The 22,148-nt window shown below is 48.2% G+C and carries 26 protein-coding genes and 1 riboswitch; of the genes, 5 read left to right on the top strand and 21 right to left on the bottom strand.

What is annotated here, in order from left to right:
• Positions 1-4: 4 nt before the first annotated feature.
• Positions 5-1,315 carry a ribosome biogenesis GTPase Der gene (der, locus tag NFR98_RS01950; protein WP_014098151.1) on the bottom strand — a complete coding sequence of 437 codons (1,311 nt, stop codon included), beginning with the start codon at positions 1,313-1,315 and terminating at the stop codon, positions 5-7.
• 88 nt (positions 1,316-1,403) lie between these two features.
• Positions 1,404-2,000 carry a YphA family membrane protein gene (locus NFR98_RS01945; protein WP_017550473.1) on the bottom strand — a complete coding sequence of 199 codons (597 nt, stop codon included), beginning with the start codon at positions 1,998-2,000 and terminating at the stop codon, positions 1,404-1,406.
• 100 nt (positions 2,001-2,100) lie between these two features.
• On the opposite strand from NFR98_RS01945, the gene NFR98_RS01940 reads away from it, so the two are divergent.
• On the top strand, positions 2,101-2,229 hold the full coding sequence (locus NFR98_RS01940; protein WP_014098149.1) for a YpzI family protein: 129 nt from the start codon (positions 2,101-2,103) through the stop codon (positions 2,227-2,229).
• 94 nt (positions 2,230-2,323) lie between these two features.
• Here the strand turns inward: NFR98_RS01940 and rpsA are convergent, their stop codons facing one another.
• The 10 genes from rpsA to NFR98_RS01890 all read right to left on the bottom strand — a co-directional run bounded on the left by rpsA (position 2,324) and on the right by NFR98_RS01890 (position 12,122).
• Positions 2,324-3,460 carry a 30S ribosomal protein S1 gene (gene rpsA / locus NFR98_RS01935; RefSeq protein ID WP_071451922.1) on the bottom strand — a complete coding sequence of 379 codons (1,137 nt, stop codon included), beginning with the start codon at positions 3,458-3,460 and terminating at the stop codon, positions 2,324-2,326.
• Between the two features lie 112 nt (positions 3,461-3,572).
• Positions 3,573-4,277, bottom strand: a complete 705-nt coding sequence (cmk, locus tag NFR98_RS01930; protein WP_017550474.1) for a (d)CMP kinase — start codon at positions 4,275-4,277, stop codon at positions 3,573-3,575.
• Between the two features lie 121 nt (positions 4,278-4,398).
• Positions 4,399-5,043 carry a flagellar brake protein gene (locus NFR98_RS01925; protein ID WP_014098146.1) on the bottom strand — a complete coding sequence of 215 codons (645 nt, stop codon included), beginning with the start codon at positions 5,041-5,043 and terminating at the stop codon, positions 4,399-4,401.
• Positions 5,044-5,164: 121 nt separating this feature from the next.
• Complete coding sequence (ypeB, locus tag NFR98_RS01920) at positions 5,165-6,514, bottom strand: germination protein YpeB (RefSeq protein WP_035184684.1); 1,350 nt, start codon at positions 6,512-6,514, stop codon at positions 5,165-5,167.
• A gap of 15 nt (positions 6,515-6,529) precedes the next feature.
• Complete coding sequence (gene sleB, locus NFR98_RS01915) at positions 6,530-7,324, bottom strand: spore cortex-lytic enzyme (RefSeq protein ID WP_014098143.1); 795 nt, start codon at positions 7,322-7,324, stop codon at positions 6,530-6,532.
• 111 nt (positions 7,325-7,435) lie between these two features.
• Positions 7,436-8,116, bottom strand: coding sequence for a glutamic-type intramembrane protease PrsW (gene prsW / locus NFR98_RS01910; RefSeq protein ID WP_041819115.1), 681 nt, complete (start codon positions 8,114-8,116; stop codon positions 7,436-7,438).
• Between the two features lie 106 nt (positions 8,117-8,222).
• On the bottom strand, positions 8,223-9,206 hold the full coding sequence (locus NFR98_RS01905) for a YpdA family putative bacillithiol disulfide reductase (protein WP_251459562.1): 984 nt from the start codon (positions 9,204-9,206) through the stop codon (positions 8,223-8,225).
• A 156-nt stretch (positions 9,207-9,362) separates the two neighbouring features.
• Complete coding sequence (locus tag NFR98_RS01900; protein WP_013859528.1) at positions 9,363-10,640, bottom strand: Glu/Leu/Phe/Val family dehydrogenase; 1,278 nt, start codon at positions 10,638-10,640, stop codon at positions 9,363-9,365.
• Between the two features lie 97 nt (positions 10,641-10,737).
• Positions 10,738-11,283 (bottom strand): adaptor protein MecA, encoded by a 546-nt coding sequence (locus NFR98_RS01895; RefSeq protein ID WP_013859529.1) that lies wholly within the window; start codon positions 11,281-11,283, stop codon positions 10,738-10,740.
• 59 nt (positions 11,284-11,342) lie between these two features.
• A complete protein-coding gene (locus NFR98_RS01890; RefSeq protein WP_013859530.1) occupies positions 11,343-12,122 on the bottom strand; it encodes a metallophosphoesterase in 780 nt (259 codons plus the stop codon).
• 176 nt (positions 12,123-12,298) lie between these two features.
• Between NFR98_RS01890 and NFR98_RS01885 the strand changes: the two genes are divergently transcribed.
• Genes NFR98_RS01885 through NFR98_RS01875 form a run of 3 tightly spaced genes read left to right on the top strand, consistent with a single transcriptional unit; the run spans position 12,299 to position 13,376 of the window.
• On the top strand, positions 12,299-12,526 hold the full coding sequence (locus tag NFR98_RS01885) for a spore coat associated protein CotJA (protein WP_019720962.1): 228 nt from the start codon (positions 12,299-12,301) through the stop codon (positions 12,524-12,526).
• A complete protein-coding gene (locus NFR98_RS01880; protein ID WP_017553600.1) occupies positions 12,523-12,783 on the top strand; it encodes a spore coat protein CotJB in 261 nt (86 codons plus the stop codon). The genes NFR98_RS01885 and NFR98_RS01880 overlap by 4 nt, the downstream gene beginning before the upstream one ends.
• A 23-nt stretch (positions 12,784-12,806) precedes the next feature.
• On the top strand, positions 12,807-13,376 hold the full coding sequence (locus NFR98_RS01875) for a manganese catalase family protein (protein ID WP_014098135.1): 570 nt from the start codon (positions 12,807-12,809) through the stop codon (positions 13,374-13,376).
• 64 nt (positions 13,377-13,440) lie between these two features.
• Here NFR98_RS01875 and NFR98_RS01870 read toward each other — a convergent pair whose 3' ends face one another.
• The 5 genes from NFR98_RS01870 to NFR98_RS01850 form a co-directional block, all read right to left on the bottom strand.
• Positions 13,441-13,887 (bottom strand): YpbF family protein, encoded by a 447-nt coding sequence (locus NFR98_RS01870; RefSeq protein ID WP_014098134.1) that lies wholly within the window; start codon positions 13,885-13,887, stop codon positions 13,441-13,443.
• Positions 13,888-14,015: 128 nt separating this feature from the next.
• Positions 14,016-14,255, bottom strand: coding sequence for a hypothetical protein (locus NFR98_RS01865; RefSeq protein WP_014098133.1), 240 nt, complete (start codon positions 14,253-14,255; stop codon positions 14,016-14,018).
• A 24-nt stretch (positions 14,256-14,279) separates the two neighbouring features.
• Positions 14,280-14,858, bottom strand: coding sequence for a CPBP family intramembrane glutamic endopeptidase (locus tag NFR98_RS01860; protein ID WP_013859534.1), 579 nt, complete (start codon positions 14,856-14,858; stop codon positions 14,280-14,282).
• Positions 14,831-16,315 carry a RecQ family ATP-dependent DNA helicase gene (locus NFR98_RS01855; RefSeq protein ID WP_207368214.1) on the bottom strand — a complete coding sequence of 495 codons (1,485 nt, stop codon included), beginning with the start codon at positions 16,313-16,315 and terminating at the stop codon, positions 14,831-14,833. Before NFR98_RS01855 ends, NFR98_RS01860 begins: the two co-directional genes overlap by 28 nt.
• Positions 16,287-17,363 (bottom strand): YpbB family protein, encoded by a 1,077-nt coding sequence (locus tag NFR98_RS01850; RefSeq protein ID WP_013859536.1) that lies wholly within the window; start codon positions 17,361-17,363, stop codon positions 16,287-16,289. Before NFR98_RS01850 ends, NFR98_RS01855 begins: the two co-directional genes overlap by 29 nt.
• Before the next feature lie 265 nt (positions 17,364-17,628).
• On the opposite strand from NFR98_RS01850, the gene NFR98_RS01845 reads away from it, so the two are divergent.
• Complete coding sequence (locus tag NFR98_RS01845; RefSeq protein WP_013859537.1) at positions 17,629-17,877, top strand: ferredoxin; 249 nt, start codon at positions 17,629-17,631, stop codon at positions 17,875-17,877.
• Between the two features lie 31 nt (positions 17,878-17,908).
• Here the strand turns inward: NFR98_RS01845 and NFR98_RS01840 are convergent, their stop codons facing one another.
• The 4 genes from NFR98_RS01840 to NFR98_RS01825 all read right to left on the bottom strand — a co-directional run bounded on the left by NFR98_RS01840 (position 17,909) and on the right by NFR98_RS01825 (position 22,147).
• Positions 17,909-18,487 (bottom strand): ECF transporter S component, encoded by a 579-nt coding sequence (locus tag NFR98_RS01840; protein ID WP_035188057.1) that lies wholly within the window; start codon positions 18,485-18,487, stop codon positions 17,909-17,911.
• Positions 18,488-18,634: 147 nt separating this feature from the next.
• A riboswitch (FMN riboswitch) is annotated at positions 18,635-18,770 on the bottom strand.
• 70 nt (positions 18,771-18,840) lie between these two features.
• Positions 18,841-19,566, bottom strand: coding sequence for a peptidoglycan DD-metalloendopeptidase family protein (locus NFR98_RS01835; protein ID WP_235221967.1), 726 nt, complete (start codon positions 19,564-19,566; stop codon positions 18,841-18,843).
• A 98-nt stretch (positions 19,567-19,664) separates the two neighbouring features.
• Positions 19,665-21,434: an ATP-binding protein gene (locus tag NFR98_RS01830; RefSeq protein WP_014098126.1), complete on the bottom strand. Its 1,770-nt coding sequence runs from the start codon at positions 21,432-21,434 to the stop codon at positions 19,665-19,667.
• Complete coding sequence (locus tag NFR98_RS01825) at positions 21,431-22,147, bottom strand: response regulator transcription factor (protein ID WP_017553608.1); 717 nt, start codon at positions 22,145-22,147, stop codon at positions 21,431-21,433. The genes NFR98_RS01830 and NFR98_RS01825 overlap by 4 nt, the downstream gene beginning before the upstream one ends.
• Position 22,148: the final 1 nt, after the last annotated feature.

Below are 22,148 nucleotides of genomic sequence, written 5' to 3'. Positions count from 1 at the left end.
ATGTTTATTTACGCGCACGGGCGATGATGTGGATCGGCGTTCCGGTAAAACCAAACGCATCACGGATCCGATTTTCCAAAAACCGTTCGTACGAAAAATGCATCAATTCGGGATCATTGACAAACACAACGATCGTCGGCGGTTTGACGGAGACTTGCGTTGCATAAAAAATTTTCAGCCGCCGCCCTTTGTCCGTCGGCGTCGGATTCATCGCAACCGCATCCGTTATAACTTCATTCAGCACGCTGGACTTCACGCGCATCGCATGGTTCTCGCTGACCGTCTTAAGCAGCGGGAACAGCTGGTCCAGCCTCTTTTTCGTTTTTGCCGATACGTAAATGACCGGCGCATAATCAAGAAACTGAAAATGGTCCCGGATTTTCTGTGTAAACTGATTCATCGTTTTTTCATCTTTTTGAACGGCATCCCATTTGTTGACGACAATGATCACGCCGCGGCCCGCTTCATGGGCGTAGCCGGCAATCCGCTTATCCTGTTCGCGGATCCCTTCCTCGCCGTTTAAAACGACACAGACGACATCGGAACGCTCAATCGCCCTCAATGCGCGCAGCACACTGTATTTTTCCGTGTTTTCATACACTTTTCCTTTTTTGCGCATCCCTGCTGTATCAATCATAACATAAGTTTGATCTTCATAAGTATAGACGGTATCCACTGCGTCTCTTGTCGTCCCTTCTATGTCGCTAACAATGACGCGCTCTTCGCCGAGAATCGCATTAAACAGCGAAGATTTTCCGACGTTCGGCCTCCCGATGAAACAAAATTTAATGACATCTTCCCCGTACTCCTCGTCCGCTTTTTCCGGAAAATGTTTGACAACTGCATCGAGCAGGTCGCCAAGGCCGAGGCCGTGTGCGCCTGATATCGGGAAAGGATCGCCAAAACCGAGGGCGTAAAAATCATAAATCTGGGTGCGCATCTCGGGATTGTCGACCTTGTTCACTGCCAGAACGACCGGCTTTTTTGACCGGTACAATATTTTGGCGACCATTTCATCCGCAGAAGTCACGCCTTCTCTGCCGCTTGTGATAAAAATGATCACATCCGCTTCCTGGATGGCGATTTCAGCCTGCTGCCGGATCTGCTCGAGGAACGGTTCATCCCCGATATCAATGCCGCCTGTATCAATCACGTTAAATTCGTGTGTCAGCCATTCAGCCGGACTGTATATGCGGTCCCTTGTCACTCCCGGAACATCTTCCACAATCGAAACGCGCTCTCCTACAATTCGGTTAAAAATGGTAGATTTGCCTACATTCGGGCGTCCGACAATTGCCACAACCGGTTTTGCCATACGATTCACCCTTTCTGTTCCGTTTTCGCAAAACAAATCAACTTTAGTAGTTTATCAATATTTTCTTGTTCAAGCAATATGCCGTAATTCATCCTGGCTTTTCCTTTTTTGCCGCTCTTTCTGAGATGAGATTCAAGGCGGTATCGATGAAATGCCAGCCGCACGCGTAGAGGAGAAAAAGCCCGGCGATATCGAGATATGCCGCAGATCCTGCCGTAATATGGAAATCCCATTTTGCAAGCACGAGCGCATACAGGATTTCCCCTTGTGCCGTACCGGTGAGTGCAGCGGCAACGGCATCCATTTTTGAGCGAAAAAGCAAATGGACAAGGATAAACAAAAACAGGCTATAGCAAATAGTACGCCAGGCAAACATCCAGACCGGATCGTACAGTTCAAATAACAACAGGCCTGCATAACCTGTCATCACGATGAAGACGCCGGCGAGCCGGACCAAAAGTGCCCATTTCGAAAATCTGCCGAAGTACCCATAACCGGCAGCCATAATGACGATGAGCGCCCAGCTCATATCAAGACGGCCCACCGCCGCTTGATGCGGAAAGGCAATCAAAAGCAGCAAAGCAACCAGTGCTGCCGGAAACCGCAAAGGGTGATCCCTTTCCAGCAAAAATGTCGCCCAAATCCATACCGCCCACATCACCCCCAAAAAAAATGCTCCTTCCACGGTGCACCCTCCTTTATCTCCATTATGGGAAAGATTGCACCGGGTTAACCGCAAGTTTTTCGCTTTTTTCAGGCATACTACAAGCGGGGGTGAATGGGCAATGGGAAAAGACCGCCAGGAGAAAAAACTGCGCCAAAGCGGGCGTGTAGAAAGCGACCGTGACCAAGCGCTCCATTACGGAGGGGCAACCCGCCTCGAAAGCGCTGACGCAGCACGCAAACGGCAGTAAAGAAAACGGTTTATAGAAAAGACAAAGCGCAAAAAAGCTGAGCGGCACCGGCAACCCGGGCGCCGCTCAGCTTTTCCATTCCATCCGGACATTTTTACTGTTTAAATTTCTTCAACTGGTCCCCAATCATATCCCCGAGCTGGAACCCGGTATTTTCTTCAGGCAGGTCATAATCAGAAGCTTCTGTATCGGCCTGTTCCAGTTCTTTCATGCTTAAGGACAAGCGGTGTGCCTGTTCGTTGACATCGAGCACTTTCACCTGCACTTCCTGTCCTTCCCTTAACACTTCATGCGGGGTGGACACATGCTTATGGGAAATTTGTGAAATATGAACAAGCCCTTCAACGCCCGGGAATACTTCTACAAACGCCCCGAACGAAACTAGGCGTTTTACCGTTCCTGTAAGGACAGTCCCTTTCGGCGCTTTCTGTTCAATGCCTTCCCAAGGGCCCGGAAGCGTATCCTTGATGGACAAGGAAATCCGCCCGTTGTCCCGGTCCACCGACAACACTTTCACTTTGACTTGCTCTCCTTCTTGGACGACATCGGACGGCGTTTCCACCCGTTCGTGCGCAAGCTGGGAAATATGGACAAGGCCGTCAATTCCGCCGATATCGACAAAAGCGCCGAAACTCGTCAGCCTTTGCACGGTCCCTTCCAGCACCTGGCCTGCTTCGAGATGGTCAAGGATATCCTGGCGTTTTTCTTCTTTTTCTTTTTCCACAACAGCTCGGTGTGATAAAATCAACCGGTTTTTGTCTTCGTCCAGTTCAACGATCAAAAAGGGCAATGTCTTCCCTTTATAGTCGGAGAAGTCTTCAACAAAGTGGTCCTCGACAAGGGACGCAGGAACAAAGCCGCGGACACCCAAATCGACAACAAGGCCGCCTTTTACCACTTCATTGACTTCCGCTTCAATGATTTCCTGGTTTTCAAATTTTTCCTTCAGCTCATCCCAGGCTTTTTCAGCATCATATTTCCGTTTGGAAAGAATGACGGCGTCTTCTTCCACTTTCGTAACGACGAGATTCAGCTCGTCCCCTTCTTTCACGGCATCTGATGCGGTTTCAATATGGAGATTGGAAAGCTCGCTGATCGGAATAATCCCGTCCACTTTGCTGCCTTCAATGGAAACGAGCACTTGCTTTTCCTCCACTTTGACAACCGATGCTTTCACTTTATCCCCTAGAGAAAGGGACCGTACTTCTATTTCATTCATTTCGTCTGACATATGTACTTCCTCCTTATCCGGCGCTTCAACTACCATTGAATATACCCGTTCTTTTCAAATTAATTCGTATAATTCAAAAAGAAACGCTTTCCTATCAAATTTCTAACATCTTTTACTTTTTGTCAAGTAAAGAAGCCGATTGCTGCTGTGCCATTTTTTCTTTTGCCATCGCAAGAATCTTTCCGGCAACTTCATCAATATCCATGCTTGTCGTGTCCAGTTCTACGGCGTCCGCCGCTTTAGAGAGCGGTGAAACTTCCCGTTCGGAATCCAGCCTGTCCCTTTCCTCAATCTCCTGTTTTAAACGGCTGAGGTCTGAAGGGATCCCTTTTGCAACATTTTCGGCATGGCGCCGCTTTGCGCGCTCATCGGCGCTGGCTAGCAAAAAAATTTTCAATTCGGCATCCGGCAGTACTTTTGTCCCGATATCCCGGCCGTCCATGACAACGCCGCCACCGCGGGCGAGCATCCGCTGCCGCTTGACCATTTCTTCACGGACAACGGCATGCTTTGAAACAGCCGAAACTGCTCTCGTCACTTCCCTTTCCCTGATCTTGCCGGTTACGTCTTCACCGTCGACAAAAACGACCTGGCCGTTTTCCCCCGGCTCCAGGCGGATATTTGTCTTGTACAAAAGTTCGGCAAGCGCATTGCCGTCTTCAAGGTCCGTTCCGTACTGCAGCGCTTTATAAGTAAGCGACCGGTACATTGCCCCTGTATCAATGTAAATATATTGCAACTGCTCGGCAACTTTTTTCGCCGCCGTGCTTTTCCCTGCAGCAGCAGGACCGTCGATGGCAATATTGATTTTTTTCATACAACGATTTCACCCTATTCTCTCTTGTTGCATATACCCGTTTTTTGGGCAGATAAAAGGATACACCCTTTTTATAGTGTACCATAAAATGGTGAATCCTCCTATCCATGAAATGCAAGTTTTATCCGGAAAGCCCCTTTTTACGGAGCAAAAGCTGCTGCTCGAAGCAAAAACGCAGGATATACTGCCTCTCTTTCGCGCTTGTATTTTTAAACTGGAGCGAGGCCCCTGTTTTTCCGCCGGTTTCAAACAGCCTAACGACGGAAAAATGCAGCTGTAAGTATTGGTAACCTTCTTTTAGCGGCAGGACAAGAAGCGCTTTTCCTGTTTCATGCTCCCTTGGGCGGATATCATCAGGCAAATAGACCGCACAGCCGCCCGAACTGATGTCTTTTGTAACTGCCGTTGTTTTCAAATTGGATTCCGGAAAGGTGAGGGCAATATCGAGTGCGGCGTCTACCCTGACATACTGCCGTCGCTGGATTTTGCGCACATCTTCCGGATCAGGAGCGGATAAAATGAGCATCGGGATATTGCCGAGTTCCCTGCCGGTTACTTTTGATGAAAACCGGTAAGGAATCTGGCCGTCCGAAACGAAATCAACGAGCAGCCCCTGGCCGAGCAGCAAAAATACGGTCCGGTTTGTTTCCATGTCGATCGGGTAATCAATATAAATTTTATCCTCTTTTATATCCGCAATTTTACATCTATATCTTTTACCTGTATCTTTATCTTCCAGTGTGAGTTCCAGCCCGACTTTTAACATCTTCCCAAACCCCTTTTATAGATTCCAATCTTATTATGACACAGGCTGGGCAGTTTTGTATTCTTTTTTCGCGTTTCATTTCATTTTTTGCCAAAAGGCCCGGCTGTACGCCGGGCAATGCTCATATGGACTTGCCGTATGCTCTTTCCGTGTTTTTCAGCTTTTCCACTTTTTCTTCGTTGCCGTTTTCCGCGTTGATATAAATCCGGTACGTTTCATCATGCAACACGCCGAGAAATTCATAACAAAGCACTTCCCGGTTCATGTCGCCGGTCATGATCGCAAGGCGGCTTTCCATAATGTCAAGCTTCGGATTCACACGGGACCTTGCTTCTTTTTCGCTGATGGCGGGCTTTGGAATATCCCTTTTTTGATGGCTTTTCAGAAAATCATCCGCTACAAACCCGATCACCTGGCCGTTGTCAAGCGCCACTTTTAATTTGACCGTTTCCGGATAAATGCGGACATTCCCCTGTTTCGCAGCGAAAGAAAAAACACCGACGTTGTCATATTGTGTGCTTTCAAACATGTCCATTTTCTCAAAATGGTGCCGGTTTAAAAAATCCGCCGCTTTCTTTTGGGCCTCGTTTAAACTGATTTTTTGCTTTCCCACCGGACGCTTGTTGAAAAACCAGACCGGGTATCCCCCTTTCCGCGTCACATCTGCGGTTGTTTCATTGCCGTTTTTGTCTTTTATACGGACGGTGTAAAAAGAAAAACGGGCGCCTTTTTGATTCGGTTTGGCTTCCGCCTGGCGGGCCGTTTTGAGTCCGGCGTATTGTTTTACAGTGGCGACCGCCTGTTTTTTGCTGATCATTTTTCCTTCCAGGTGCTCATAATGGTCATCGCGGTTTTGGAAACTCGTAAAAGACGGGCTGTTCAAATCGGCATTGTCATAGCCTTTGACCGTCCTTTCGACCGTCTTAAAGCCGTCGATGATCGTGTTATCCTTCGTTTCTTTTCCTTGGGCAAGGGCGCGTTCCACGTCCATCCAGCGGAGATTGTGCTTTAAAACATTATTTTGCACGCCCCGGAGCTGGTCCTGGATATCCGCGCTCTGGCCGTACAGTTTTTTCAGTGAAGCATACTCTTTATCGGATAGAGGTTCTTTATCCAAATCGCGCACCGCCGTCCGGTAGCTGAAATTCCCGATATTAGTCAGAAATTCTTCCGTTTTATGAAAAGGCAGAAGCGATAACGGAAGTTGGCCGACATCCGCATGCGCTTCTGATGTCAGGCGCCATACTTCAGCCAGTGCCGGTGAAAGGGACTTGCGTGAGTTCATGGCGAGGGTGTTTCCGATTTCATCATGCAAAAGGTCCATTCTGTATGCAAGGTCATGAAAAGCCCTTTGATACGTGCTTTCTGCATTTAACAAGACCGCCTCTTTTTCACGGTGCTCTTTATATGCCCAGGCAGCAGTCCCGCAAAGCCCGAGGGCAAGCACAACAATCATTGCCCGTTTCAGCATATTCATTTCCCCCTCTTATTTACAAAAAATATGTTTGCCGATTCGTTTGATTTGCGGCCTTGACCAGATCCACTTGCTTGTTGCGGTCGCCGGATTAAAATAATACAGCGCATTACCGGACGGATCCCAGCCATTGATCGCATCGAGGACGGCTTTTTTTGCCGTATCATTCGGCGCAAGCCAGATCTGCCCGTCGGAAACACAGGTAAACGCACCCGGTTCGAAAATCACCCCCGAGATGGTGTTTGGAAAAGACGGGCTGTCAATACGGTTTAAAATAACAGCCGCCACGGCCACCTGCCCTTCATACGGTTCGCCGCGCGCCTCCCCGTAAACCGCTTGCGACAAAAGGCGAATATCGTTTTGCGAAAATCCGTTCGGCACATTGGTAGCGGTTTGGACGGGTTTTTTGGCTGCCGTTTTCGGTGCCTGCTTTTTTGTGCCGCCGTAATACGTGAATTTTTTCCCGCTTGCAACCATGGACTTTACGTATGCCGCATCGTATTTTGACGCTTTGACGAGTTTCGCTTTGACGCCCGGGCCGGCGAGGCCGTCAACAGGCATTCCGTATGCCTTCTGGAAATTTCTTAAAGCCCAGTAAGTGCTGTAACCAAACACCCCGTCAATCGTTCCTTTATAGTAACCGATGTACTGCAGCCTCGCCTGCAGTTCAATCACATCATCCCCGACCGCTCCTTTTTGAATCACCTGATTCGAAAACGCCCGGGCCGTCCCGCTTGTGCCAAAAGAAAACAAGGCCAATACGGCACAAAGCAGCAACATGTATTTTAAGCGATTTTTTCCAATCATACCGCACCCCCCAAAAACTTTAAGCATTATCCGTAGTTTCTGGAGAAGGCGGCAATTTTATGCAAGACATAAAAAAACAACCGGCGATTGATCCGGTTGTTTTGCCCATTATCATAATTGTTGTGTCCCTGCCGCATCCTGCGCAAAATGTTTGGCAGAAAGGCTGTGCGCCTGCTTTGCTTTTTTCAGGCCGAGCCACCAAAGCCCGATCATAAACGGCACCATAAAATACAGCCATTTTTGCTGGGTGAGCATGATCCAGTCGTAAAAACCGTGCAGGATCACCGGCACCATAAAAGAAAAAAGGAACCAGCACTTTTTGCGCGGGGAGAATCTGGATTTTCCCATATAAAAGCCCATCATGACACCGAAAATGGCATGGCTTGATACAGGAAGAAGCGCACGCCCGAACGCCAGGTCAACGCCGCCCGAAAAAAGCGATAAAATATTTTCGAGCGTGGCAAATCCGAGCGAGACGCTGACGCCGTAAACGATGCCGTCAAAAGGTTCATCAAATTCCCGGTTAAAAAACACAATAGCGGCCAAACACAGCCACTTGCAAAGTTCCTCCGGCAAAGCGGAATGGAGGAAAGCATGCCAGATGCTGCCCGAAAAGAGATGCTCCCGTTCGAGGATAAACTGCAAAAACATAACTGGCAGCGTGACAAGCGCACCGTATAAAAACGCTTTTGCAACAACAAGTATTGGCTCTGGCTCAAACTGGTCCCGCAAATAAAAATAGCATAGCAGGGCAAGTCCGGGGGCGATGCCGGCTGACAAAAGGGCAAGCATATCGAAACCTCGCTTTTTGCAAAAATCAAATGATCCGTGCCAAGTCATTTGTTTTCATCGTAACATGAAAAAGCCGGAAAAGAAATACTGCCCCCGAAAAAACCCTTTAATTTCCTTTTTGCAAGTGAGCCTCCCGGTTTTTGATCGCTGTGGCAATTACACCGCCATGAAAGCGCCCGTTTTCAATAAAAATCTCATTGGCATTGTTTCCGGCAGCAAGCACGCCCGCAATAAAAATCCCTTCAACATTCGTTTCCATTGTCTCTTCGTTGTAATGCGGGCGGCCTGTTTCCGGATCAACGTCCACTCCCATTTTCCGCAAAAACGTATGATCCGGATGATAACCGACCATCGCAAATACAAAATCATTCCGGATCTCTTTCACTTCTCCGCCTGCTTCGTATACAACGCTCTGTTCTTTAATTTCTTTTACGTGCGCCTGAAATTCCATTTTCACTTTCCCGTGGCGGATAAGCGAATCAAATTCCGGCAATATCCACGGTTTAATGCTTTCTGAATAATGATCGCCGCGGTATAGCACGGTCACGCGGGCACCCGCCTTGTGAAGCTCAATGGCAGCGTCCACAGCCGAGTTTTTTCCGCCGATCACGCAAACATCGGTGTCAAAAAACGGATGGGCTTCTTTAAAATAATGGTACACTTTGTTTAAATCTTCCCCCGGGACATCCAGCCTGTTCGGATTGTCGTAATAGCCGGTTGCGATGACCACATAAGGCGTCTCATATTGGCCTTTTGTCGTCGTAACGATAAAGGTTCCGCGTTTCTTTTCGACACGGAGCGCTTCTTCAAACCGGTGGATGCGAAGGGCCTTCAGTTTCGCCACTTCGCGGTAGTATGTAAGCGCCTGGTTGCGTTTCGGCTTTAAATTTTCGGTAATAAACGGCACATCGCCAATTGCAAGCCGGTCGCTTGAACTGAAAAAAGTCTGGTGCGTCGGATAACGGTAAATCGCATTGACGACATTTCCTTTTTCCAGTATAAGCGGATGTTTCCCGATTTCCTGCAGGCTGATTGCAGCAGCCAATCCGCAAGGGCCGCCGCCAATAATGATACAATCTTCTTTTCGCATGTTTGTCCACTCATCCTTTTTTCGTATCTGCCTTTTCGTTTTCATCCATTTATTTAAAAATCTCCCACCGTGAACACGACAGGAGATTTCAGCCTTCTTCTTCTAAAACCTGTAAAGCCCCGTTTGTCGCCCGGCTGGAGCCGGCTTTCGGAAACTCTAAATCCAGCCTCTGAACCGCGAAGCTTCCGCCACTCTTCTTACACCGATCATATAAGCGGCAAGCCGCATGTTCACCCGGCGTGAGCGGGAAGTATTGTAGACCGTATTAAACGACTGGACAAGCACTTTTTCAAGTTTTTCTTCCACTTCTTCCTCCGTCCAGTAATACCCCTGGTTATTCTGTACCCATTCAAAATACGAAACCGTGACGCCCCCAGCAGATGCAAGCACATCCGGAACGAGCAGAATGCCGCGGTTGGTTAAAATTTCGGTTGCTTCAAGCGATGTCGGGCCGTTTGCTGCTTCCACCACAATTTTCGCCTGGATATTATGGGCGTTTTCTTCTGTAATTTGGTTTTCAATGGCGGCCGGAACGAGAATATCGCAATCCAGTTCAAGCAATTCCTTGTTCGTAATCGTATTTTTAAACAGGGTTGTAACCGTCCCGAAACTGTCGCGGCGGTCGAGCAAATAGTCAATATCAAGGCCTTCCGGATCATGCAGCGCGCCGTATGCGTCGGATATGCCAATCACTTTTGCGCCCGCATCATGCATAAATTTTGCAAGGAAACTTCCGGCATTGCCGAACCCCTGAATGACAACCCTGGCGCCTTTTAAATCAATCCCTTTTTTTCTGGCCGCCTCGCGAATGCAGATGGTTACCCCTTTGGCCGTAGCGGATTCGCGGCCGTGCGAACCGCCAAGCACAAGCGGTTTTCCTGTGATAAAGCCCGGCGAATTAAATTCGTCGATCCGGCTGTATTCATCCATCATCCAGGCCATAATCTGCGAATTTGTAAACACGTCCGGTGCCGGAATGTCTTTCGTCGGACCGACAATCTGGCTGATCGCCCGGACATAGCCGCGGCTCAAATTCTCGAGCTCGCGGAAAGACATTTTCCGCGGATCGCAGATGATGCCGCCTTTTCCTCCCCCATACGGCAGATTCACAATGCCGCATTTTAGCGTCATCCATATAGACAAGGCTTTCACTTCATTTTCCGTCACATCCGGATGAAACCGGACGCCTCCTTTTGTCGGTCCGACAGCATCATTGTGCTGCGCGCGGTACCCCGTAAAAATCTTAACCGTACCATCATCCATTCTGACGGGAATTTTAACCGTTAACATACGGACCGGCTCTTTTAAAAGTTCGTATACTTCTTCAGGGTATCCAAGCTTTTCAAGAGCTTCGTGAATAATTGTCTGTGTCGATTTCAGCACATCTCGACTTGCTTCCATTGTTTGATGATCTGCGCCCTTTTCGGCTGCCATTATCGCAAACCTCCTAGATACGAAAGAAATATCTGCTATCAAATTTAGTATACAACGTTCCCCAGCAGATGAAAACCTGAAAAAACATGCCGGACGGTTACGGGAAATGCTTCAGGAGTTCCGCAAGTGCATTTTGCTCAAACACCGCGATCCCGTATTCCCGGACCATAAACGGGGAGATTTGCGCGCGCTCGCCGTATTCAAGAATAAGCGACGCATTTTGGGTCTCCGGTTTTTGCAGCAAATAATACTGGTCTTCGAATATATAAAGGCTGCACGCGGAAATCCGGCCGATCTGGTTTAAAAAGCCCGCAAGCGCAATCATTTCCTCAATCGATGGAAAAAAGTAGGCTTCTTCCTGTTCCAAGTTTTCCGGGTCCGCCCATTCGCCCGGATCCGCGTCGTCCGCTTCCCCTACTGTCAGAATAAACACCAATTCCTGGACATTAAAGGAATAGATTTCAATGGTCAGCATGTCGCTTTCGCCGACATGGTAAGCCTGATCCGCCAACTCCAGCATTTCTTCAAATAAATGATTCCAAATGGGCGAGTCGAGATCGTTTTCCATAATACCGCGTTCCGATAACTCTTCAAACGTAATGGAGTATTTAATTTTATTGGATGAAATCCGTTCCAGCTTCATTGATTTCCGCCCCCTGCATACGGATCTTACCTTATCGTATGCGGGAGGGGAAAGATGGTTCATGATGGCCGCCTGTTGCTTTCGATCGTAATCAAATGGGCTTCCGGTTTTGCGCAAAGCCTGAGCGGAACAAGCGTCGTGCCGTAACCGTTGCTTATGAGATGGATAACATTGCGCACTTTTCTCACCCCGCCGCGCCTGTAGCGGCTGAGACCGAGAATGCGGATCTGCCCGCCGTGCGTATGGCCGCTCAGCATCACATCGATATCGTCCCATTCATAAAGCTGGTGGATCATTTTCGGGTTATGGCTGATTAAAATCCGGAGATCGTCCGGTTGCACCGATTGAAGCGCTTCATCAAGATTTTCATTTTCCGTCGTCAAATCATCCACGCCGATCAGCGCAATCCGTTTTTTTCCGTTTACGCATACAAAATCCGCCGCGTTGCGCAGCGTGCGGACGCCGGTTCTGGCAAAAACGGCCGCGAGCGCTTCGCCGTCCGCTTCATAATCATTATTTCCCCACACAAAAAATACCGGGCCAATTCTTTTCAGCAACCGCAAATTTTCTTCTGTTCTGGAAAGCGGAACCCCCTTTTCCAGCAAATCTCCCCCGATTACTGCAAAACGTGCTTTCCCTGTTGCCTCTTCCACCAGTCCGGGATCGATTTTGCGCCGGTGGATATCGGAAATAAAGAAAAAAGTGCACGGCTCCTCTCCGGCCGGATATTCATCAAGCAAAAACCGGTGCCGGACGAGCCGGTTTAACGATGCTTCATAGCGCATATACATCAATAAGACTATGCCAAGCAAAGAGGCAATCCATAAAAATGCAAACATACACGAGAGCTCCTGTTCCGCCGGGTCCTTGCCGGCACAAACGAAATTTTCTGCAATCCCTATTCGTATTATATCTTAATCACGCCAGATAGAAAGCATTCCGGCATTGTTTTTGACATAGCGGGAGAGAACCGCGCATAAAATGAAAAAGACTTTTAAATGTCAGGAGGACTGAGATGAAAAGCCATTATAAAACGTATCATCCCTTTATCGGGCCATTTGACCCCTGTCCGCCGATAACCGAAAAAGTTTATTCCACCCCGCCAAATTTGTATTTAGGGTTCCAGCCCCCGAACCTTCCTCAATTTGCGCCGCAGGAAGCGTTGAGGCGCGGGACGCTTTGGAGGCCGCTTTATGACCCGTATTACAGCCCTTATGAACGGGCAAAGGAGGAAACCGATTGAAGCAGCTGCCAAAAGAGTATTACACAAGGCTTGAAGAACTGCAGGCCCTTGATTTTGCAATTGTGGAGCTGAACCTTTATTTGGATACCCATCCCGATGATCAGGCAGCGATCGAACAGTATAACACTTTTGTCCATGCCAGGAAAAAAGTCAAAAGAGCATTTGAAAAACAGTTCGGGCCGCTGACAAATTTCGGGCACAGCTATTCGCCAACGCCTTTCCAGTGGAAAGAGCCGCCGTGGCCATGGCAGGTATAAGCAAATAAAGGAGGAAACCGTACATGTGGATCTATGAGAAAAAATTGCAATATCCCGTCCGGGTCTCAAGCTGTAACCCGAGACTTGCGAAACTTTTAATCGAGCAGTACGGCGGAGCGGACGGAGAGCTTGCGGCAGCGCTCCGGTATTTGAACCAGCGCTACACCATCCCAGATAAAGTGATGGGGCTTTTAAATGATATCGGCACGGAAGAACTGGCCCATCTTGAAATGATTGCGACGATGGTCTTAAAATTAACAAAAGATGCCACACCGGATCAATTGATTGCTGCCGGCCTTGACGCGCATTATGTGGACCATGATAAAGCGCTCCATTATCATAATGCCGCAGGAGCCCCGTGGACAGCTACCTATATCCAGGCAAAAGGGGATCCGATTGCCGATATTTATGAAGACATTGCCGCCGAGGAAAAAGCGCGGGCTACGTATCAATGGATCATCAATTTAAGTGACGACCCTGACCTAAATGACGGGCTCCGCTTTTTAAGGGAGCGGGAGATTGTCCACTCGCAGCGGTTCCGCGAAGCCGCGCAAATTTTAATGGAAGAAAGAGACAGAAAAAAAATTTTTTAGAAGATGCCGGGGCATCTTCTTTTTTTCGGCGGCTTTTAGTCTCCGTACCTGTTCCGGTGAATGGCTACTTGTTCTCGTGGTATAAATTAATATCAAACTCTTTTTGCATCATTTCGAATACAAGGTGGCGATCCTTCCAGCTTTCCCCTTTCCATAAATCTTTGCTTTTATCAATAATTTCGCAGCGGAGCGCATGAAATTCTTTTTCAGCCTTTTCCCGCTTGTCAAACAAGATTTTGCTCATGCCCCAAAGCGCAGCGGCCACAAGCAGGAAAAACAGGTGAAACGGGCTTTCAGAAATACCGGAGAAAACGGAGAACACGGAACCGGCATTTTCAAAAGACCTGTAAACATAGTAAGCCCAAGCGCATGTGTAGAGCATGCTTGTCCAAAGAAAAACAAGATGCCGCTTCCGCAGGCGGTCAAATTTTTTTTTGCGTTTGACAGCACTTTGCAGCATCTGCTTTGTCGCCGCATCTGTCCCTTTTAGTCCGGTGATGGACGGCTCCATACTGATCCCCCCTCACTCTACTATATGCGGCAAGGGACAGATCCATGACAAGCAGGCAGCTGCCCTGTCCTGAAATTTCGCCGGCAGATCCCCCCTTCTTGTGGCACCATTTATCGCGGGACGGGCATCTATCTGAAAAACAAAAAAGTATAACAGATGTAAACGGCAATTGGCACTAAAATAAAAATGACAGCCAATAGGTTCACAAGCGGCAACCGGGAGCGGGATTCCTTTTCGGTACTTTTCCGCTTTTCTGCCCGCGAAACGGCCGCCGCCGTTTGTTTCTCCGTTTTTTCCTTTGCTTTGCCGGCCGGTTCAAGCTTTTGCCGCCGTTTTTCCATTTCAATGATATATTTTTCGTCTGACATGGCTTCCCCTTCCCCACATCCGGACTAAATCCCCTGTTTTTTGATGCGGATACCCAGTAAACAATCGATTGTAAAATGCATGATGATGACTGCCGGAAGATTTTCATGAGAAAGCGCATAAACGGCACCAATCCAAAAACTCAAAAGCAGCACATTCGCAATCAAATACCAGTGGCCAAAATACCGGATATGCATGAGTGCAAAAATAAGGCTTGCTGCCGGCAATCCAAAATGCGTCTGGATGACGCCCCGGAACAAGAGCTCTTCCGCCACCGCGATCAGCGCAGTTAAAGCAATAATGTCCGAAATTGAACGGGATTTAAAAATCCGCTCATTCACGCCCCCGTCATCATAATACGCTTTCGGGAGCCATTTCATGAGCAAAGTATCCGCCGCAACGACAGCGGCTCCGTTTAATAAACCATATGTACATTTCGCAAATGACAAGTGAAAGTGCTGAAAAAATGCTTCGCCATCCGGAAATAACAGAAATCCGAGCAAAGCGGCAGCAAACAGGAGAATCAGCTGCGTCAAAATTAAGTGAAAAGTAAGTTCCCGGTCTGTGAGTTCCTTGATCAAATCCGCCTGTTTTCTTCGCGCCATTTCTGTTCCCCTTTTCTGAATAGATCCTGCAAAAGCAATTCCCATGCAGGAACGGTTTCCAGGGTGCCCCCGCTTTTTTGATTGCTTTCATATAAGGCTGTTTCAAGGCCGCAAATGTCACAGCACGCTTCATTGCCTGCAGCGGGCGGTTCACCGAAATACCGTAAAATTTCCGAGCGGCGGCATGACGAAGACCGGACCATCTGCACCATTTCCTTTAACTTCCTTCGCTTGTACGCCATCCGCTCGTCCCGGATGGCTGCAACCTCCCGGATCCATGCTTCTTCCGGCAGGTTAAGCGCTCTGTGGTGCGCTAGGAACCGGAGTTGCGGTTCCGTGCATCCGAGCAGCGCCCCGGCTTCCTTCAGATCCCCTTTCCATCTGCTGAAAGCGGCCAATTGTGCGTCAGTCGGAAGTTCAGCCTCGATTAGCTGGAGAGGGAGCCGTTCATCCCCTTCCGTATACAAAAGGACGGCAATGCTCGGCAACCCGTCCCGCCCGGCTCTGCCGATTTCCTGCAGATAGGCTTCCATCTGCAACGGCAGGTGAAAATGGATGACAAAGCGGATATCTGCTTTGTCCACCCCCATGCCAAACGCGCTTGTCGCACAAATGATCCCGATCTGTCCGTAAATAAACTGCTGCTGGATCAAAATTCTTTGCTCCTGGTCAATGCCGCTGTGATAAGCGGCCGCTTCGGCAATCCCCTCCTGCCTTAACCGCGCCGCCATTTCCTCAGCCGCCTTTTTGCTTGAAAAATAGATGATACCGGGCTTCTGCAAGTTTTTCGCATAGGCAACTAGTTTTTCCTCTTTTTCGCGGTATGAAGGGATCCGATCTATTTTGATGGCGATATTGGGCCTGTTGACAGAATAAATAAACCGGTTTGGGTCCTTTAAGCCGAGATACTTGCAAATATCGTCCCTCACCTGTTCTGTTGCTGTGGCGGTCAGGGCAAGGGTAAGCGGTGTGCCCAATTGTTTCCGGATTTCGCCAAGGTTTAAGTATTCCGGCCTGAAATCATGGCCCCATTGGGAAATACAATGCGCTTCATCGACTGCAAAGAGCGCAGTCCGGATTTGTTTTAATTTTCCGAGGACATGGCGGTTGTGCAGCATCTCCGGCGAAACAAAGATAAATTTGAAAGCACCCAGATGTGCAAGGGCGGCTTCCCGCTCCGGACCGGTTAAAAATGAATTTAACGCCACCACACTTTTTTCGCCGCGCATTTTCATCTGCTCTGTCTGGTCCTGCATGAGCGATAAAAGCGGGGAAACGATGACGCAGGATCCGTCCAGCAAATAGGCAGGCAACTGGTAGCATAAAGATTTTCCGGTACCGGTCGCAAGCATCGCCAGTGTATCTTTGCCGTCCAGCAGTGAACGGATGACTTCTTCCTGCCCCGCCCGGAATGCGCTGAAGCCGAATTTACTTTTCAAAAAGCTTAAAAGATCCACTGCGGCCCATCCTTTCTGCCAGTACAAGGCGAATATGGAAATACGGGACATCCCCTACTTTTTCTTTAATCGGTTTTAATTTCTTCGTATTTAAATCAGCGGCTGCCCGGATGATCTTTTGTTCTTCATCCTTTGGCACATACCGGTTCAGCGGAAAATCCGGGACCGTTAACGCGATTTCAATCAGATGGTCTTCAATTGTGCTTTGCTTTAACCCTCTCAGCGTGCTGATTTCCGCAATCGTTTTCCCTTGCTTCAAGAAGCCGAATGTCACCGAGGCAGACCGGGTCAGCGGCAGGGCCTTTTGCACATCATGAAGCATTTGGTATAAATACCAGAATGTTTCAGGATCTCCGAGGATGCGCCGGACCATAAAATGAAGCAAATGCAAATATCGATACCAGTACTCCACAGGATCAAGGTGCAGGGCGGAGGCAGCCTGCGTGATTGTATATCCGATCCGGCCCGCACCCGTCAACCGGAGGACAAAAATTTCAGGCTTTTCCGGCGGGCTGCCGGAAAACAGGCTGTAAAATTCACGATACAGATGCTCTGCTAAAGCAGTCCGGCTTTTTGCATGCTGTTTCAGCCAGTTTTTTGCCCAAGCCTGTAGAGCCGGGTCCCTTTGAACCGGATAATATACTTTATTTCCATACACTAAGTTGGATACGGCCTGGGTGATGAGGTTCAGCCTTTTCCAAAACAGATTTGCCGAATCCTGGTATTTCAAGCCGTCCAGGTAAGGAAACCGTTCTTCCATCCTGCCGGTTGCCAAAAGCAGGGCAGCACCTTTTTCTGTGACCACGCAGGCATCCGGGCCGCTTTTTTGCAGCAACCCGGCCTTTAAAAGGGCCTCTACTTCGCGTGTGAAAGCCTCACGGGAAATAAATGGAAACGTTTGAAAGAGCCTGCCAATCTTGAAAAAATGGGAATCCTGGATCGTCTGTGCTGATTTTTTGCCGTTTAATAGATGAAAAACAGCATAAGGGGTGCGTTCTCCATTCAGGTTGCTGAAGCAATCCAGCAATACAGCCTGTAAAAAAGGCATCTGAATCCTCTCCTGTTCTTTAGCTGAAAAAAGGGGAAAGTGCAAGGAAAAATCGGGGGTTGGTTCTATTTTAACATGGAAACCGGCGATTTGTTTACCATTTTTTTCATTGATTCGACAGGTTTCACGAACTCCGCCAGCCCGCTATTGAAATAAGAAAAAAAGAGTTTTAAAATGAAGGAGAAACACCGGCATGCCTTCGTGCACATGACGAGGCTGCCTGTTTTTCTTTTCTGCCGTGATTGAACAGCGAGGAGGAATCAAAATGGCAAAGTTTACAATCGTAGACAAAGATACATGCATCGCTTGCGGCGCTTGTTCCGCCAGCGCTCCTGATATTTTCGACTATGATGATGAAGGGCTCTCTTTCGTCATTTTGGATGATAATAAAGGCATTGCGGAAGTCCCGGAAATATTGGAAGATGACCTGATGGATGCCTTTGAAGGATGCCCGACAGAATCGATTAAAGTTTCCGACAAGCCTTTTGATGGCGATCCGTTAAAATACGAATGAAAAAAAGCAGGCCGTTTGAGCCTGCTTTTTTTCATATTCTTTTTCCCCCAATGGCGGATGCTTTGTCAATCCAATTTTTCATTTTTGTAAACATGAGCATAAACAAAACCGTCACGATGAGGCCTTTCACAAGATTAAAAGGCAGCACGCCCGCCACAATATACGCTTTTACATTCCCGACCGAAAAGTTCATGAAGTACAGGTAAGCCGGTAAAATGACGAAATAATTTAAAATGCTCATACATACCGACATGGATACCGTGCCAGTGACTAGACCTACAGTCATGCCCTTTTTTGTCCGCATCCGTTTGTAAATGAGATATGTCGGCAGGACGAACAGCATCCCTGCAAAAAAGTTTGCCACATTCCCGATCGGTACCCCTGCTTCACTGCCGAGTGATAAATAATTCAGGATATTTTTGATTAGTTCCGCTACAACAGAAGCCATCGGCCCGTAAAGAAGGGCTGCCACCAATACCGGAATGTCGCTGAAGTCCACTGTTAAAAACGATGGAAAAGGCGGAACCGGAAATTTAATAAACATCAGCATAAAAGCCAGAGCACTGAGCAACGCGACCGCAACGAATTGCTTTACATCCCATTTCTTCATTTAAACTTCCTCTCTCCTTGTGACCGATTTATCATCAAAGGAAGAAAGGTGCCGCGGACCAAAATGAAAAGCCCCTGACAAAATGTCGGGGGCTTTGTAATAGGCGAGTCCAAATAAGCGTTTAATACGTCATTAAACACTGGCAACCTTTATCTTCTCCCATCCAGACTATACTGTCGGTTTTGGAATTTCACCAAATCCTGCCGGAAATCCGGCTCGCGGACTGAAAGGCAACTGCCTTATCACCGCCGGTCGGGAATCTCACCCAGCCCCGAAGATAAATCGTATGAAATTTTGATTACAAGCTTATTATACATGCCGGCTGCCATTTTGTGAAGCATTCCGCATCACTTTCATTCATTTTTTATTTTCAGCACCTGGCCGGCCATAATTCGGTCCGACCGCAATTTGTTCCAGCTTTTCAGCCTTCCCACGCTCGTATGAAAATGGAGGGCAATGTTCCAGAGCGTGTCGCCTTTTTTCACAGTGTAAGCTGCAGGCTGAGGGACGGTGGAAGCAGCAAAAACCCCGTAAGGATCATGGGTCTTGGCGGAAACCGTCTGGCCCGGCGCGCCTGGTCCGAAGATCAAAAACGGGTCAATGGCGTTTTTCTTATCCGGCGTCCATGGCCCGTTATGCACTTCAAAATGAAGATGGATACCAGTTGAATGGCCGGTCGAACCCATATAGCCGACCACCTTTCCTTTTTCAACATGCTGCCCCGCTCTCACTGCCCTTCCGGCAAGATGGGCGTAAACCGTTTCATAACCGGACGGATGGCGGATAAAAACAACATGGCCGTAGGATGCGGACAGATAGGAACGGGTAACGGTACCTTCTTGGGCGCTGAATACTTTTGCGCGGTATCTTCCGGCAATATCAAGCCCTTTATGTGTGCCGTATCTTGTGTTAAATGTGTCGGAGATCGTCCCTGCCGCCGGAAAAATCCAGTCTTTTGTCGCTTCATGGATAACCGACCCGGATGCGGCTACGTCATTTGCCGAACAGGCAAACCCCAGGCATGCAGCTGTCAATGAAACGAAAAGGCATATTTTGATGTATGCCGGCAATTGATCCACCCCATTTTCATTTTTTCAATTCCGTTTCAAGCAAAGCCATCTTCTAAGATGCGCAAAAAACGGGAAAATATACAAAAAAGGCAGACCCGGCGCAGAGGTCAGCCTTTTTTTGGAAGGAAAAATGAAAAGGTGGTCCCTTCCCCTAATTTGCTTTTGACAAAGATCCGGCCACCATGCCCTTCGACAATGTTTTTAGCAATCGCAAGGCCCAGCCCTGTTCCCGATTTGCCGCGCGTCCTTGCTTTATCCGCTTTGTAAAAGCGTTCAAATACAAACGGCAAATCCTCATCCGGTATACCGGATCCGTTGTCTTCGACGTGTACATATACGCCGCCGGGTGCTTCTTCCTCTTTTACTTTGACGTAACCGTTCGAGGAAGTATGCCGGAGGGCGTTATCAATTAAATTCGTCAGCACCTGTTCAATTCTGTCGGCATCGATTTCAAGGGTGAGATCGCTGTCCGAAGTCTCGCAAACGAGGTCGATTCCTTTTTCTTTCGCGATGCCGTTAAATTTATGTGTCACTCTTTCAATGAAACTGTTAAATGAGACCGGCTCCATTCTGAACGAAAAATGCCCCGCTTCCATTCTTGCCAGATCGAGCAGCTCATTGACAAGCCGGCCGATCCTTAGCGTTTCATCGTAAATGATTTTGGCAAATTCTTTCTTTTCTTCTTCACTTGCCGCAATATCATCAATGATCGCTTCGCTGTATCCCTGCAACATGGCAACCGGCGTCCGCAATTCGTGCGAAACGTTTGCGATAAAATCATCGCGCAGCTTGTCCAGCTTCCGTTCTTCCGTCATATCGCGGATAATGGTGACAACGCCGCGGATCCGGGACAAATTATAAAGCGGGCTTGCAATCATAACATAGTACCGGCCGTTGATTTCAATTTCATCCGTCTGTTCTTTCTCCGTTTCGACCACTTTCGCAAGCAATGCGGACAACCCTTCAGGAAGCGGGGCGTCTTTTGCAGCCTGGTTATGATACCAGTTTTGAAGAAACATCTCAGCCGGCGGGTTCATGATTAAAATGGCACCGTCCCGGTTAAAGGTCAAAACACCGTCGGCCATGCTGCTTAAAATATTCCGCAGCTGCTCTTTTTCCTGCTTTAAGGCGTCCATATTAAATTTAAGCTGTCGCCCCATCGTATTAAAAGCGGTGGCCAGTTCCCCGATTTCATCACGGGTTAAAATCGGCACCTTTTTGTCAAAACGCCCTTTTGCCACTTCAAAAGCCGCTTCCCGCATTTTATGCAATGGCCCGCCAATCCTTTTTGAAAGGAAGAAAGCAAAGCCGGTCGTTAAAATAATGGCAATGCCTGCACCGAGCAAAATGATTTTTGTCGTTTGCCGCGTCATTTCCTGAAGCACTTCCAATGACTGGTAAACAAATACCGCGCCCGGTTCTTCCCCCTTCACATGAAGCGGGACGGCCGTCACAATCACATGATGGTACTTATTGCGGGAAGACCCGCCAGAAGGGGTTAACTCTTTGCTCACTTTCTTCTTTTCGCTAAACACTTGGGACAGCTGCTTGTCCTTTAAAATCGACGCGTACGGGATCCCTTTGTATGATTTGGAACCGGACGGATAAAAGATATCATTTTTGCGGTAAACGATCATGACTTTCTCGTTTTGGTCCAGAACGCCGAGGGCAATTTCTTTCCCGATCTTTCCGCTTGGGTGCTCCTCCATAATCCTCGAGATTTTTTGCGCCGTATTAGACAAATCCTGCTCAATCTGATTGATATGGTATTCTTCAAAAAACTTGAGCAACAGTACCGTCAGGATGAGCAGAACGCAGGCAACCATCAGCAGAATGGTCATCCACAGTTTCCCGACAACCGTCCGCCAAATTCTCATTCCGGCGCAACCTCAAATTTATACCCGACGCCCCAGACGGTAACGATCATTTTAGCCGCGTTTTCGCTCACTTTATTCAATTTTTCCCGCAAGCGTTTGACATGCGTATCCACCGTACGGAGATCACCGAAAAATTCATAATGCCATACTTCTTTTAAAAGCTGTTCGCGGTCAAACACTTTATCCGGAGATTTGGCGAGAAAATAAAGCAGCTCATACTCTTTCGGGGTCAGATTGACTTCCTTTCCGTCCGCTGTGACGCGGTGAGCATCATTGTCGATGGTAATATGCGGAAAAACGACAATGTCTTTTGCTTTTGTATCCGCGTTTAAGAAACCCGTTTGCAACGACCGGCGGAGCAGGGCTTTCACCCGCAGTACCACTTCGCGCGGGCTGAAAGGTTTTACAATATAATCATCCGCGCCAACTTCAAATCCTTCCACCCTGTTGGCTTCTTCGCCTTTGGCCGTCAGCATGATCACGGGCGTCATTTTCTTTTCGTGCAATTCCTGGCACACTTCAATGCCGTCTTTGCCCGGCATCATAATATCGAGCAAAATGCAGCTGTAGTCTTTTTCAAGCGCCATTTTCAAAGCGGTATCGCCGTCTTCCGCTTCATCAATCATGTAATTTTCCCTTTCCAAATACATTCGTAACAGGCGCCGGATCCTTTCTTCATCATCAACCACTAAAATTTTTACATCCTCATCCATG

Origin of the sequence: Weizmannia agrestimuris (assembly GCF_943193165.1) — a bacterium.
In the GTDB taxonomy this organism is placed as follows: Bacteria; Bacillota; Bacilli; order Bacillales; family Bacillaceae_C; genus Weizmannia; species Weizmannia faecalis.
This window is presented reverse-complemented; position numbering and strand designations above follow the sequence as displayed.